The 14,344-nt window shown below is 61.9% G+C and carries 11 protein-coding genes and 2 pseudogenes; 8 read left to right on the top strand and 5 right to left on the bottom strand.

Annotation, left to right across the window (positions count from 1 at the left end; translation table 11 throughout):
• Positions 1-3: 3 nt before the first annotated feature.
• On the top strand, positions 4-795 hold the full coding sequence (locus RPMA_RS15110) for a TatD family hydrolase (RefSeq protein ID WP_211908223.1): 792 nt from the start codon (positions 4-6) through the stop codon (positions 793-795).
• Positions 792-1,588: pseudogene (locus RPMA_RS15105) on the top strand (MBL fold metallo-hydrolase). Before RPMA_RS15110 ends, RPMA_RS15105 begins: the two are co-directional and overlap by 4 nt.
• A gap of 139 nt (positions 1,589-1,727) precedes the next feature.
• Here RPMA_RS15105 and RPMA_RS15100 read toward each other — a convergent pair.
• The 3 genes from RPMA_RS15100 to RPMA_RS15090 form a co-directional block, all read right to left on the bottom strand.
• A complete protein-coding gene (locus RPMA_RS15100) occupies positions 1,728-3,377 on the bottom strand; it encodes an acyl-CoA synthetase (RefSeq protein ID WP_211908221.1) in 1,650 nt (549 codons plus the stop codon).
• Between the two features lie 121 nt (positions 3,378-3,498).
• Positions 3,499-5,382: a TRAP transporter large permease gene (locus RPMA_RS15095; protein ID WP_211908219.1), complete on the bottom strand. Its 1,884-nt coding sequence runs from the start codon at positions 5,380-5,382 to the stop codon at positions 3,499-3,501.
• Between the two features lie 9 nt (positions 5,383-5,391).
• Entirely contained in the window at positions 5,392-6,411 is a 1,020-nt protein-coding gene (locus RPMA_RS15090; RefSeq protein WP_211908217.1) for a TRAP transporter substrate-binding protein, read from the bottom strand.
• Positions 6,412-6,630: 219 nt separating this feature from the next.
• On the opposite strand from RPMA_RS15090, the gene RPMA_RS15085 reads away from it, so the two are divergent.
• Positions 6,631-7,404 (top strand): SDR family NAD(P)-dependent oxidoreductase, encoded by a 774-nt coding sequence (locus RPMA_RS15085; protein WP_211908215.1) that lies wholly within the window; start codon positions 6,631-6,633, stop codon positions 7,402-7,404.
• Positions 7,405-7,743: 339 nt separating this feature from the next.
• Here RPMA_RS15085 and RPMA_RS15080 read toward each other — a convergent pair whose 3' ends face one another.
• The gene (locus RPMA_RS15080; RefSeq protein ID WP_249225207.1) at positions 7,744-9,033 is read right to left on the bottom strand and encodes a serine hydrolase domain-containing protein; all 1,290 of its coding nucleotides are present in this window, start codon (positions 9,031-9,033) and stop codon (positions 7,744-7,746) included.
• 102 nt (positions 9,034-9,135) lie between these two features.
• Positions 9,136-9,849, bottom strand: a complete 714-nt coding sequence (locus tag RPMA_RS15075; protein ID WP_211908213.1) for a Crp/Fnr family transcriptional regulator — start codon at positions 9,847-9,849, stop codon at positions 9,136-9,138.
• A 260-nt stretch (positions 9,850-10,109) separates the two neighbouring features.
• Between RPMA_RS15075 and RPMA_RS15070 the strand changes: the two genes are divergently transcribed.
• The 5 genes and pseudogenes from RPMA_RS15070 (at position 10,110) to RPMA_RS15050 (ending at position 14,274) form a co-directional block, all read left to right on the top strand.
• Positions 10,110-10,301 carry a periplasmic nitrate reductase, NapE protein gene (locus RPMA_RS15070; protein WP_211908211.1) on the top strand — a complete coding sequence of 64 codons (192 nt, stop codon included), beginning with the start codon at positions 10,110-10,112 and terminating at the stop codon, positions 10,299-10,301.
• A 9-nt stretch (positions 10,302-10,310) separates the two neighbouring features.
• Positions 10,311-10,616, top strand: coding sequence for a chaperone NapD (locus tag RPMA_RS15065; RefSeq protein ID WP_249225205.1), 306 nt, complete (start codon positions 10,311-10,313; stop codon positions 10,614-10,616).
• 1 nt (position 10,617) lies between these two features.
• Positions 10,618-13,112, top strand: a pseudogene (gene napA, locus RPMA_RS15060) (periplasmic nitrate reductase subunit alpha).
• The gene (locus RPMA_RS15055) at positions 13,085-13,588 is read left to right on the top strand and encodes a nitrate reductase cytochrome c-type subunit (protein WP_211908209.1); all 504 of its coding nucleotides are present in this window, start codon (positions 13,085-13,087) and stop codon (positions 13,586-13,588) included. The pseudogene napA and the gene RPMA_RS15055 overlap by 28 nt, the downstream one beginning before the upstream one ends.
• Positions 13,585-14,274 carry a NapC/NirT family cytochrome c gene (locus RPMA_RS15050; RefSeq protein WP_211908207.1) on the top strand — a complete coding sequence of 230 codons (690 nt, stop codon included), beginning with the start codon at positions 13,585-13,587 and terminating at the stop codon, positions 14,272-14,274. The genes RPMA_RS15055 and RPMA_RS15050 overlap by 4 nt, the downstream gene beginning before the upstream one ends.
• The last annotated feature ends 70 nt before the right edge of the window (positions 14,275-14,344 follow it).

Genomic DNA, 14,344 nt, shown 5'->3' with positions numbered 1-14,344 from the left:
GCAATGCTGGTCGATAGTCACTGCCATCTCGACTTCCCGGATTTCGCCGAAGACCTCGACGGCATCGTCGCCCGCGCCGAAGCCGCGGGCGTCGGAAGACTGGTGACGATCTCGACCCGCGTGCGTCGCCTGCCGGCGCTGCTGGCCATCGCCGAACGTTTTCCCAATGTCTATTGCTCGGTGGGAACCCATCCGCACAATGCCGACGAGGAAGACGGCATTTCCGCGGACGAGCTGATCGAACTCACGAAACATCCGAAGGTGATTGCGCTCGGCGAAGCCGGCCTCGATAACTTCTACGAACACGGCTCCAGCGCCGCGCAGGAGCGGGGCTTTCGCGCCCATATCGCGGCAGCTCGCGCGACCGGCCTGCCGCTGGTGATCCACACCCGTGAAGCCGATGAGCACTGCGGCGCCATTCTCGAAGACGAGATGGCCAAGGGCGCCTTCAAGGCCGTGCTGCATTGCTACACCGGCGGCCGCGAGCTGGCGATGAAGGCCATCGACATGGGCCTGTCGATCTCCTTCACAGGGATCATCACCTTCAAGAAGTCGCAGGAGCTGCGCGACCTTGCCGCCGAACTGCCGGCCGACCGCATCATGGTCGAGACCGATGCACCGTATCTGGCGCCAGGCAAATGGCGCGGCAAGCGCAACGAGCCGTCCTATGTGGTGGAGACCGCCAAGGTTCTCGCCGAAACGCGCGGCGTCACCTACGAAGAACTGGCGAAGCAGACCACGGACAACTTCTTCCGCCTGTTCGGCAAGGTACCTACGGAAAGCATCGCCGCATGACCCTGGCGCTCACCATTCTCGGTTCGGGATCATCCGCGGGGGTGCCGCGCCCGGCGCTGGGATGGGGCGCCTGCGATCCCGCCAATCCGAAAAACCGCCGCCGCCGCTGTTCCATGATGGCGGAGCGCATCGGGCCGAATGGCATCACCCGCGTGATCATCGACACCTCGCCGGACCTGCGCGAGCAGCTGATCGATGCCGATGTGGACGACATCGATGCGGTGTTCCTGACCCACGAACATGCCGATCAGACCCATGGCATGGACGATCTGCGCTCGGTGGTGCTGAAGCGCCGCAAGCGCATCCCGGTCTATATGAACGCGTCCACGGCGACCGATATCATGATGCGCTTCGGCTACTGCTTCCAGTCACCCCCGGCAGCGATTATCCGCCGATCCTCGACCGCCTCGACATCGAGGCCGGCGAGAGCCGCACCATTACGGGGAAGGGCGGCGATCTCACGCTGACGCCGTTCCTGGTCCAGCATGGCAACATCCCCGCGCTCGGCTATCGCATCGACAAGACCGCCTATTCGCCGGACCTGCACGACATCCCGCAAGAGAGTTGGCCGGCACTGGAAGGCCTCGATCTCTGGATCATCGACGGCCTGCGCTATGCCCAGCATTCCAGCCATTTCAGCCTCAGCGACGCACTGTCATGGATCGAGCGCTTCAAGCCGAAGCGGGCGGTCATCACCAACATGCATGCAGACCTCGACTATGAGGCGGTGCGCGCGGCAGTGCCGGAGGGCGTGGTTCCCGGTTATGACGGGATGCGGCTGGTGATTGAATAGATCGCCGGCCTGACAACCGTCATTGCGAGCCCTGACGAATTGCCTTTGCAATTCGTTTGGGCGAAGCAATCCAGTGTTCATTCATCCGGCTCTGGATTGCTTCGTCGCTGACGCTCCTCGCAATGACGACTGATGGGATTCAGCTCTCGAACGAGCCCGTCGATTTGACCCGATCCCGCAGCATGAATTTCTGGATCTTGCCCGTTGAGGTCTTCGGGATCGCCCCGAACACGACGGCCTTCGGGGTCTTGAAGCCCGGCAGCTGGTCGCGGCAGAAGGCGATGATCTCGGCCTCCGTCGCCGTTGCGTTCGGCTTCAGCTCGACAAAGGCACAGGGCACCTCGCCCCATTTGGGATCGGGCTTCGCGACCACCGAGGAGAACAGCACCGCGGGGTGCTTGTAGAGGACGTCTTCCACCTCCACCGACGAGACGTTCTCGCCGCCGGAAATGATGATGTCCTTGGAGCGGTCCTTGATGGTCACATAGCCCTGCGCGTCCATCACGCCGAGATCGCCGGTGTGATACCAGCCGCCGGCAAAGGCTTCCTGCGTGGCCTTCTCGTTCTTGAGATAGCCCTTCATCACGATATTGCCGCGGAACATGATCTCACCGATGGTCTCGCCATCGGCGGGCACCGGCTGCATGGTCTCGGGATCCATCACGGTCAGCCCCTCCTGCGACGGATAGGCGACGCCCTGGCGCCGCTTCATCCGGGCGCGTTCGTCGGCGGGGAGGGCGTCCCAGCCGGGCTGCTCCTCGCAGACCGAGGCGGGGCCGTAGGTTTCGGTGAGGCCGTAGACATGGGTTAGCTTGATGCCGATCCGCTCGGCGCCGGCCAGCACGGCCATGGGCGGTGGCGCGCCGGCGATGGAGCCGCGGATGATCGGGCCGCCGGCATAGGCCGGGGCGTCCGGGGCGTTGATCAGCGTGTTGTAGACGATCGGCGCGCCCGACATGTGGGTGACGCCGTGTTCGCGCATCAGCGCAAAGATCTTGGTCGGCTCGACCTTGCGCAGGCAGACATTGATGCCGGCCGTGGCGGCCACGGCCCAGGGCAGGCACCAGCCGTTGCAGTGGAACATCGGCAGGGTCCAGAGATAAGCGGGATGCCGGCCGAGATCGGTCGCCATCACATTGCCGATGGCATTGAGATAGGCGCCGCGGTGATGGGTGACGACCCCCTTGGGATTGCCGGTGGTGCCCGAGGTGTAGCCCAGCGCGATGGCATCCCATTCGTCGAGCGGGAAGGCGGAGGTGAAGTCCGGGCTGCCCTCGGCCAGCGCGGCTTCATATTCCAGTTCCCCGATCTTCTGAGGGGTAGAGAAGGCGAGGTCGTCGACATCGACGATCAACGGCTTCGGCCCGCTCATCAGGCCCAGCGCCTCGGTGATCACGGCGGCGAATTCCGGATCGACCAGCAGGATCTTTGCGGCGCCATGGTCGAGCTGGAAAGCGATGGCCGCGGCGTCGAGCCGAATGTTGATGGCATGAATGACAGCGCCGGCCACCGGAATTGCGAAATGCGCCTCGTTCATCGCCGGCACATTCGGCAGCATGGTCGCGACCGTGTCGCCACGTCCGATGCCGCGGGCGGTCAGGAACGAGGCGAAGCGCCGGCAGCGCTCCTGGGTCTGGGACCAGGTGAAGCGGCGGTCCTCATAGATCGTGCTGAGATGGTTCGGATAGACGGCCGCGCTGCGGGTGAGGAAGCTGATCGGCGACAGCGCCACGAAGTTGGCGGCGTTCTGGTCAAGTCCGATGCTATAGGCGCCTTGATCCGGTATCATTTTGCACTCTTTTATGTATTTCAGTGAGATGTTGGAAATATCTCACCTAGCAGATTAGCGGCGGAACGTTCTTCCAAAGTTAGATCGGTAGACGACCATAACTGTCTGAATTTTAATTGGATTACAGGAATCCAATCGAGATCCAGGGGAAGATCGCGACGATGATGAGGCCGGCCAGCAGAGCGAGCAGATAGCCGAGGATCGGCTTTATGCCTTCTGCTGGATCGACCCGTCCGATCGCGCAGGCGGCATAGTAGCCTACACCGAAGGGCGGTGCGAAGAGCCCGATACCCATCGCCAGGATCACGATCATCGCATAGTGAACCTCGTGCACACCGACCAGCCGGGCGATCGGGAACAGCAGGGGCCCGAACAGCACGATGGCCGGAATGCCCTCGAGCACGCTGCCGAGGATGATGAAGGCCACGATGGAGACCGCGATGAAGGTCGCAGCGCCTCCGGGCAGGCCGGTCATGGCGGCTGCCAGCGAGCGCGAGAAGCCGGACTGGGTCAGGCCCCAGGCCATGCCGGTGGCGGTCCCGATGATCAGCAGGATGGCGCCGGACAGGCAAGCGGTGTCCACCAGCATCTTCTGCAACCGTGACCAGTCGAACTGGCGATAGATCAGGAGGCCCGCCAGCACGGCATAGACGATGCCGATGGTGGAGACCTCGGTGGCGGTGGCGATGCCCTCGACGACGGCGGCGCGGATCACGAATGGCAGTGCGATGGCCGGCAGCGAGATGATGAAGGCCTTGCCGATCTCGGAGCCGGTCGCCCGCTTCACATGGCTGAGGTCCTCGCCGCGATAACGCCACCAGACCAGCATGCCCAGCGTGATCGCCAGCACGACGCCGGGCAGCAGTCCACCGGTGAACAGCGCGGCGATGGAGACGCCGGTGACCGAGCCGATGGTGATCAGCACCAGGCTTGGCGGGATGGTTTCGGTCTGCGCGCCGGTGGCCGAGAGCAGGGCGACGAGATCGCCCGGCTTGGCGCCGCGCTTCTTCATTTCCGGGAACAGAACCGGCGCCACGGCGGCCATGTCGGCGGCCTTGGAGCCGGAAATGCCGGAGACGAGATACATGGCGCCGATCAGCACGTAATGCAGGCCGCCGCGGACATGGCCGAGCAGGCTGGCCAGGAACGCCACCATGGCGCGGGCCATGCCGGTCATCTCGATCAAGAGGCCGAGAAACACGAACAGCGGCACCGACAGCAGGATCAGGTGGCTCATGCCCTCGTCCATGCGGCCGATCAGCACCATGATCGGGGTCCGCGTGGTCAGCGCCATATAGCCGAAGATCGCGAGGCCGAATCCAAAGGCAATCGGCACGCCTGCAAAGACGCAGAGCGCCACCACACCGACGAAGAAGATGATCAGGTTGAGATTGCCGAGGGTACGCAGGAACGGTTCGGCGAGCCAGAACACGCCCATGATGGCGACGACGGTGCCCAGCGCCATCAGCACGGTCTTCGGCTGGCCATGGCGGAGCAGGCGCAGGAAGGCGAACACGATCATCAGCGAGATGCCGACCGGCAGGGCCGCAGCCCGAAAGCTGTTTGCGATCTGCAAGGCCGGCGTCGTGATGTAGCTTTCCTCGTAAGCGTATTCGTAGGACGGCGCGACGACCATCAGCAGGAAAGCCAGCGCGGCGCAGGTCGCCACCACATCGAGAAAGGCCCACATGCGCGGGCCGGCGGTCGCGACCAGCGCCGTCATGCGCATATGCTCGCCGCGCCGGAACGCGACGACCGAACCCAGCATCGCCAGCCACAGGAACAGGATCGACGCCAGTTCGTCCGACCACACCAGCGGCCGGTGGAGGCCATAGCGGGCCACCACGCCGGCAAACAGAATGGCGATCTCGGCGACGACCAGGATCGCCACCGGGATTTCCACCAGGGTGCCGAGGATTCGCTCCAGCGATGTCAGCCATCCCTTCGGACGGGTGACATCGGGTGTCATCCCGCCCGGCGGCTGTGCGAGTTCGGCATGGGCCATGACGGTGCTTTAGGCCAGTTTGCCGACGGACTTTTCAAGCAGCGACCAGGCCTGGTCGCCATATTTGCCCTTCCATTCCGCATAGAAGCCGGCCGAGCGCAGTTTTTCGCGGAATGGCGCGACGTCGGGCTCATTGAACTGCAGGCCTTTGGCAGCCAATTCTTTCTGCACACTGGCATTCAGATTCGCGGTGTCCTCGCGTTCCTTGACTGCCGCGGCGTTGATGTTCCGGGCAACGATCTCGCGCAGATTGGCGGGCAGGCGTTCCCAGGCGCGGCGATTTGCGAGGAACCAGAAGCCGTCCCACATGTGATTGGTCATCGAGCAGTACTGTTGCACTTCATAGAGTTTCGCCGTGGAGATCAGCGCCAGCGGATTCTCCTGGCCCTCGACGACCTTGGTCTGCAGCGCCGAATAGACCTCGCTGAAATTGATCGAGGCCGGCGCACTGTCGAACGCCTTGTACATGGAGGTCCACAGCGGCGACACCGGCACGCGGATCTTGAAGCCCTTCAAATCTTGCGGGCCTCTGATCGGCCGCGTGGACGAGGTGGTCTGGCGGAAGCCGTTGTCCCAGATCTTATCCATGACCACGAGATTGGCCTTGTTGATCTCGCCGCGCACATAGGCCCCGAGATCGCCGTCCATCGCCTGCCAAACGGTCTTGTAATCCGGGAAGGCGAAGCCGATGCCGTTGATGGACGCCGCCGGTACCAGCGTGGCCAGGATCAGGCCCGACAGCGTGAAGAACTCGACGCCGCCCGAGCGGATCTGGCTCAGCATGTCCGTGTCGGAGCCGAGCTGGTTGTTCGGAAACACCTGCAGATCGACCTTGCCGCCGGTCTCCATCTTGATCGCTGCCGACATCTCGCGGGCGCGGACGTTCAGCGGATGGGTATCCGGCAGATTGTTTGCGTATTTGTAGACAAATTCGGCTTGCTGGGCGCGTGCGACCAGCGGCATGCCGATGCCACCCATGGCCGTCGCGGCGGCCGATGCCTTCAACAGAGTGCGGCGTGAAATCGTCATTTTGTTTCTCCCTGCCGTGTCTTCATTTGCATTTGTGATGTCGAAGACCTTGTTGTTTGGTCATCATGTCGCAGCTGCCCGGTCAAGCCTTTTCGGCTCAGACCAAAGGCTGACACACAGCCACAGCCTCGACTTCCAGCGATCTTTGGTGGAAAGCAGTGCTGCAACAACGATGCTGTGCAGCCGCAAGGCTGACGCAGAACTTCTGAGGAAATGCGCATGAATAGCGATCGTGGCGTCGTCATTATCACCGGCGGAGCATCGGGAATCGGACTGGCGATCGCCAGGGCGGCCGTGGGTGAGGGGTGGAAGGTCCTCCTCGCCGACCTCACCCAGCCTGCTCTTGATGCCGCCAAGGCCCAGGTCGATGCCATCAAGCCCGGTGCGACCCGAACGGTGGTCATGGATGTCGCCAACGAAGACGCCGTGATCGCCGGCCTCAAGGACTGCGAAAACGGTTTCGGCCCGGTCCGTGGCCTCGTGAATTCGGCCGGAATCGGCCGTCAGGTGCCGTTCTTCGAGACCTCGGTAAAGCTGTTCCGGGAGATCCTGGACATCAATCTGGTCGGTACCTTTGCCGTGGCCAAGGAAGCCGCCCGCATGATGAAGGCCCATGGCGGCGGCGCCATCGTCAATGTGGCGTCCGTGTCTGGCATCCGTGGCAATATCGAGCGCTCGGCCTATGGCGCGTCCAAGGGTGGCGTCATCACGCTGACCCAGGTGATGGCCGCCGAACTGGCGCCGCTGAAGATCCGCGTCAACGCCATCGCGCCCGGGCCGTTCGAGACGCCCATGGTCCAGGAGATGCACACGACTGAGACCCGTGAGGCCTGGATGCAAGTCGTGCCGCAACGGCGCTATGCCGAGCCGGCCGAAGTCGCGGGCGCCGCGATGTTCCTGCTGGACGACAGCAAGTCGAGCTTCGTCACGGGGCACGTGCTGAACGTGGACGGTGGCTTTGCCGCGCATGGATTGCTGCCCAAATATCCATGAAGCGAGCAGCGATTGACGCCAGATCTATGAGCGGTTTCGGCTAAGCCGCTCATATCGCTGAAGGATAATATATTCCATAATATACCTTATGCGAATATTGGATATTGGGCTTGGGACAAGCCCTTGAGCCAGCCCCGCCTTGCATGTCGTCCGATATCCACTCCACTGGACCCCGCTGCTGCTGAAACCAGCCAGCAGACGGTCGGCTTGCTCGTTCTTTCGGTGGACAGTCAGCAGCCCGACATTATCGATGCCATTCAGCGTTCAGGTCCTAATTGGGAACGAAACAGATCGAGCAAGGCTCGCCTGTACATGGCGCTGTGCCGTCAACGGGCGATGTCAGTTCTTCTTGATCGCATCATAGACGAGCGTCTTCAGGATCGGCTGGATGCGGCCGCGCTGGGTCGGTGTCTGGACCATCAGGATCATCACCATGTCCTGGTCCGGATAGGTCCAGAAATATGTCCCGGCAGCGCCTCCCCAGGCCATTTCACCGATGAAGCCCGGCACGCCGTCTTCTCCTGGACCGGTGCGGACGCCGAAGCCAAGGCCGTAGCCGAAACCTGCGCCGGGATAATAGTAGGCCCAGGGCTTCACATCGGTTGCCGGCGCGACTTCGTTCTTGCGCATCAGCGCGACGGTCTCTGGCTGAAGTATGCGCTTGCCATCGATCTCGCCGCCGTTGAGCAGCATCTGCAGGAAGCGCGCATAGTCGCCCGTCGTGGCAACAAGACCGCCTCCTCCGGATTCCCATTTGCGCGGGATGGTCGGGTCGCTGATGGTCTCGTTGCCGATGATACGGTCAGTCGGCAGAGGCTGGGCGATGCGCGACGCCTTGGCGGGATCGGCGACGTAGTAGCTCGTATCGGGCATTCCGAGCGGATCGAAAATGTATTGTTTTTCGAACTGATAGAGCGACATGCCGGACGCGACCTCGATGACGCGTCCGAGCACGTCGGTTGAATGGCCGTAATCCCAGACGGTTGCCGGCTGGTAAGCGAGCGGCAGTTTGGCCAGACGATCGGCAAATTCGCGATTGTCGAAATCGCCATCGAACAGCCCGGCCTTCAGATAAAGGTCCGTAATCAGACCAAGATTGGTGAAAGCCGAGCTGATCCCGGATGACTGGCGCATCAGATCGAGCACCGTGATCGGCTTCAAGGCCGGCGAAAAATCGAGATATTTTTGCCCGTTGGCGCCGGTCTTCTCGGTCGCGACGCGCAGATTGGCGTAGGCCGGAATGTAATGCGACACGGGATCATCGAGCTTCAACTTGCCCTGCTCGACCAGTACCATGGCGGCCACTGACGTGACCGGTTTGCTCATCGAATACAGCCGGAAGATTGTATCCCGTGTCATCGGCGCCATGGTGGCGGGATCGCGGACGCCAAAGCCCTGATAATAGACGGGCTTGCCGCGGTGCTGGATCAGCATGATGGCGCCGGCGAGGTGACCCTGCCCGACTTCGCGGTCGAGCATCTCCGTCACTTTATCAAGGCCTTGCTGCGCGAAACCGGTGAGGTCGGGCGGCGCGGTCAGGAGATCCGTGCCGGCCGCGGCGGCCGATGTCATGCACATTGCCGCGACCATGACGGCGAACTTGCTGCGAGTCTGCTTCAACTTTGTCACTCGACCTCAAAACGCTGCCTAATTCTGCCATCGCGATATCAACGACTTGCAAATATCGCAGAAAATTGTGGCAAGCGCGCCGCAAGCAACGGTCGGATCCCGCTATGCGTCTTGCGCGCATTCCATGATGGCGGCCCCGGCAAGACCGGCGAGCCGGCCGAGATCGGTGATGACCAGTCGTCCACGGCCGGCCTTGACGATCTGCAGCCGGTGCCACGCCGAGACGGTCCGGCTCACGGTGAACAGCGTGGTGTCGCTGAGCTCGGCCAGTTCCTGGCGCGAGATGGTCAATTCGACCGGCGTTTCGCTCATGCGGATATCAGCGACATTGGCGAGACGAAGGATGATCCGCGCCAGGCGGCGATCGGCATTCTCGCTGGTCGCCTCGTGCAGGCGCCGCAGCAGCCGCGCACTGCGGCGGCCGACGATGCCGAGGACATTGATGGCGAGCTGCGAATGCGCATGCATCAGGTTGGTAAAGCGTTCGCCCGACCAGTACATCAGTTCGGTCGTCATCGTGGCGGTGGCCGTCGCCGGATAGGGAAAATCGCCGTAGACGGACGAGCAGCCGATGCAGTCGCCACGGCGCATGAAGCGCAATGTCTTTTGGCCGCCTTCGGCATCGATCACCGCTTCCTTGAGTTGGCCGTCGAGGACGAAAGCGACAATGTCGGGCGCATCGCCCTGCTGCCATAGCGCGAAACTCGTATCGAGCGTCAATCGCTTGCCGGCTTCGACGATGCGCGCACGCGCGCCCTCGTTGAGGCCAAAAAAAAGCGGCGCCTCCGCGAATGTCTTTCCGTTGCCGCGATCCATCGTCGGTTCTCCGCAAGACGTAGCGTCGTCATGCAGCCCTCGCAATCGAATAAAATTGTCATCAACGACAGGTAGCTGCGGTTCTGCACGCGCACGTCGCAATCAGAACTAAGATATCGAATAAATCCTCCTTTGAGTTTGTTGATTGACTTAGCGCAAAGAACGTCGCTGCCACATCGGGCATGTTGCACACGCTCAGGGCGACTCTCTCGCCTCTTCTCTAGGCATATGGCCGTTAACCGAAGGGGGAGCATATGGTGATGGACCAGAACATTTCTCCGCCTGATCAGGCACCCACGCGCAACAGCCGCCTGTCGGAGTTGCTCGTCTTTCTCACAATCATTGTTTTCATCTGGCCCGTCGTCGCTGTCGGCATTGTTGGCGGCTACGGATTTTCTGTCTGGATCTTTCAAATGATCTTCGGCCCGCCAGGTCCGCCTTCGGTTCAATAGGACACGCACATGACCAACAAAATGACCCGACGCGCCCTGTTCACGGGCGCGAGCGCTGACGCGTCTTCGCAAGACCACGACCACATTTCGAGCGCGGTCGTCTCAGTGCTCCCAGTGCACATCGAAGCCGTGTCCGCGCGATTGCTGGGCCTGCCCGGCGTCGAGATTCACCATCGCTCGGAGCACAAGCTCGTCGCGGTGCTCGAAGGCCCCGGCAGCGGTGCGCTCGGCGCGATGCTCGCCGAGATCTCGTCATGGCCGGGCGTGCTGTCCGCCAACATGGTTTTCGAACAACGTCTCGATCAGGACAACTAACATGACTCTCTCGCGACGTGATCTTCTCAAGGCACAGGCAGCAGCAGTCGCAGCGGCCGCGGCCGGCATCAGCGTGCCTGCGGTCGCGCAGTCGATCGCTGGCAGCGTCAATCCATTGTCGATCAAATGGTCGAAGGCCCTTGCCGTTTCTGCGGTACTGGCTGCGGTGTCATGGTCGGCGTCAAGGACAACAAGGTGGTCGCCACCCATGGCGATACGCTCGCGGAAGTGAACCGTGGCCTCAACTGCATCAAAGGCTACTTTCTCTCCAAGATCATGTACGGCGCCGACCGCCTGACAACGCCCCTGCTCCGCAAGAAGAATGGCGTCTACGACAAGAGTGGCGACCTCACACCAGTGAGCTGGGATGAAGCCTTCGACACCATGGCGACGCATGCCAAGGCGACGCTGAAAGCGAAGGGACCGAACGCGCTCGCCATGTTCGGCTCCGGCCAGTGGACCGTGCTCGAGGGCTATGCCGCATCAAAACTGATGCGTGCAGGCTTCCGTACCAACAATCTCGACCCCAATGCACGGCATTGCATGGCCTCGGCGGCCGTCGGTTTCATGCGCACCTTCGGCATGGATGAACCGATGGGCTGTTATGACGATTTCGAAGCCGCCGACGCCTTCGTGCTGTGGGGCTCGAACATGGCCGAGATGCATCCGATTCTGTGGACGCGCCTCACCGATCGCCGCCTGAACCATCCGCATGTGAAGGTCGCGGTGCTCTCGACCTTCACCCATCGCAGCTCGGATCTCGCCGACATCCCGATGGTGTTCAAGCCGAGCACCGATCTGGCGATCCTGAACTTCATTGCCAACCACATCATCTCGACGAACCGCGTGAACATGGAGTTCGTCAATGCCCACACGACCTTTGTGAAGGGCACCACGGATATCGGCTACGGGCTGCGCCCGGAGCATCCGCTGGAGCAGAAGGCGAAAGGTGCGGCCACGGCCGGCGCCACCACGCCGATCGACTTTGCCGCCTTCAAGGAATTCGTGAAGGACTACACGCTCGAGAAGGTGTCGAAGCTCTCTGGTGTCGATCAGAACTACCTGCTCGAACTCGCCGAGCTCTATGCCGATCCCAAGCGCAAGGTAATGTCGCTTTGGACCATGGGTGTGAACCAGCATGTCCGTGGCGTCTGGGTCAACCAGCTCATCTACAACATCCATCTTCTGACCGGAAAAATCTCCGAGCCCGGCAATTCGCCGTTCTCGCTGACCGGCCAGCCCTCGGCTTGCGGCACCGCGCGTGAGGTCGGCACTTTCGCACATCGCCTGCCCGCCGACATGGTCGTGACCAATCCCGAGCATCGCAAGCATACTGAAGAACTCTGGCGTGTGCCGCACGGCCTGCTGCCCGACAAGATCGGCTATCACGCTGTCGAGCAGGATCGCATGCTCAAGGATGGCAAGATCAACTTCTATTGGGTGCAGGTGAACAACAATGTTCAGGCGGCGCCCAACAGCTCGAACGAGACCTATCCCGGCTATCGCAACCCCGCGAATTTCATCGTCGTGTCGGATGCCTATCCGACGGTGACGGCGATGTCGGCTGACTGCGTGCTGCCTGCCGCCATGTGGGTCGAGAAAGAAGGCGCTTACGGCAATGCCGAGCGGCGCACCCATGTATGGCGTCAACTCGTTGATCCACCGGGCCTGGCGCGCTCCGACCTCTGGCAGCTGATGGAATTCTCGAAGCGCTTCACCACTGAGGAAGTATGGCCGGCGGCTTTGCTCGATGCCAATCCGGCCTTCAAGAACAAGACGCTGTTCGAGGTGCTGTTCCGTAACGGCACGTCCGACAAATTCCCCGTCAGCGAAATCCCGGCGGACTACAACAATCACGAATCCAAGGATTTCGGCTTCTACGTCCAGAAAGGCCTGTTCGAGGAATATGCGGCCTTTGGCCGTGGTCACGGTCACGACCTCGCGCCGTGGGACATGCTGCATCAGGTGCGCGGCATGCGCTGGCCCGTGGTGGATGGCAAGGAGACCAAGTGGCGCTATCGTGAAGGTCTCGATCCCTATGTGAAGCCGGGCAAGAAGGTCGAATTCTACGGCAACAAGGATGGTCGCGCCCGCATTCTCGCGGTGCCTTACGAGCCCGCCGCTGAATCGCCGGACGCCGAGTTCGATCTGTGGCTGGTGACCGGTCGTGTTCTGGAACACTGGCATTCCGGCTCGATGACCATGCGGGTGCCCGAACTCTACAAGGCTTTCCCCGGCGCGCGCTGCTTCATGCATCCCGAGGACGCCCGTGCGCGTGGCCTGAACCAGGGCGCAGAAATTCGCCTCGCATCGCGACGCGGCGAAATCCGCACGCGCATCGACACCAATGGGCGTAACCGGCCCCCGCGCGGTGTCGTGTTCGTGCCGTGGTTCGATGCCAGCCAGCTGATCAACAAGGTCACGCTGGATGCCACCGACCCGATCTCCAAACAGACGGATTTCAAGAAATGCGCGGTCAAGATCGTTTCGGTGTAAGCGCCATGAAAACCCTCCTCGCAGCCATCATTGCCGGCGGCACGGTGCTGGTGTCTGGCGCAATCTACGCGCAATCGACGCAGTCCGCGGTGCAGATCGTGCCGCGCGTCACCGGCGCGGCCCAGCCGATGTCGGAGATCCCCGCTCCTGCTCTGCCGCGCGCGATCACCGACGACAAGCGGGTGATGCGGAATTATCCGGAGCAGCCGCCGGTGATCCCGCATTCCATCGACAACTATCAACTCACCACCAAGACCAATCGTTGTCTCGAATGTCATAACCGCGAATATACCGAAAGCTCGGGCGCGCCGATGATCAGCGTGACCCATTTCATGGATCGCGATGGCCAGATGCTCGCCGACGTGACGCCGCGGCGTTACTTCTGCACGGCCTGCCACGTGACGCAGACCGATGTGCGTCCGCTTGTTCCGAACACGTTCACCGACATGAAGGCATCCGGCAGGTCTGCGCCATGAAATGGTTGTTCGCGAAACTGAAGTGGTTCTGGCAGATCGCCAGCCGACCCGCCACGCATATCAGCCTCGGTGTGCTGGCGCTCGGCGGCTTTCTCGGCGGTGTGATCTTCTGGGGCGGTTTCAACACCGCGCTGGAGGTGACCAATACCGAGAAATTCTGCACCGGCTGCCATGAGATGCATGACAACGTGTATCAGGAGCTGCAGCGCACACCGCATTACGCCAATCGTTCTGGCGTGCGGGCCACTTGCCCGGATTGCCACGTGCCGCATAACTGGACCGACAAGATCGCCCGCAAGATGCAGGCCTCGAAGGAAGTCTGGGGCAAGATTTTCGGCACCATCGCCACGCGTGAAAAATTCCAGGAGAAGCGCCTGGAACTGGCGAAGCATGAATGGGCGCGGCTGAAGGCGAATGACTCGCTGGAATGCCGCAACTGTCATTCGTCGATTGCCATGGATTTTACCAAACAGGCCCCGCGTGCGGCGGCGATCCATGCCAAGTATCTCGTCACGGGTGAGCGCACCTGCATCGATTGCCACAAGGGCATCGCGCATGAGCTGCCCGACATGACGGGCATCGAGCCCGGCTGGAGCGCCCCTTCCGACCTGCGCGACCGCCACAGCGGCTATCATGCGCAGGAAGCAGATATGCTGACGAAGTTCCTGGCGTCGGTGAAGAAGTAGGACAATCGCGCCGCCTGAGCGACGCGATTCTTTTTGTAGCCCGGATGAAGCGAAGCGAAATCCGGGGACC

The sequence above is a fragment of the Tardiphaga alba genome (assembly GCF_018279705.1).
In the GTDB taxonomy this organism is placed as follows: domain Bacteria; phylum Pseudomonadota; class Alphaproteobacteria; order Rhizobiales; family Xanthobacteraceae; genus Tardiphaga; species Tardiphaga alba.
Note: the sequence above shows the minus strand (reverse complement) of the source record. Positions and strands in the feature narration are given on the sequence as shown.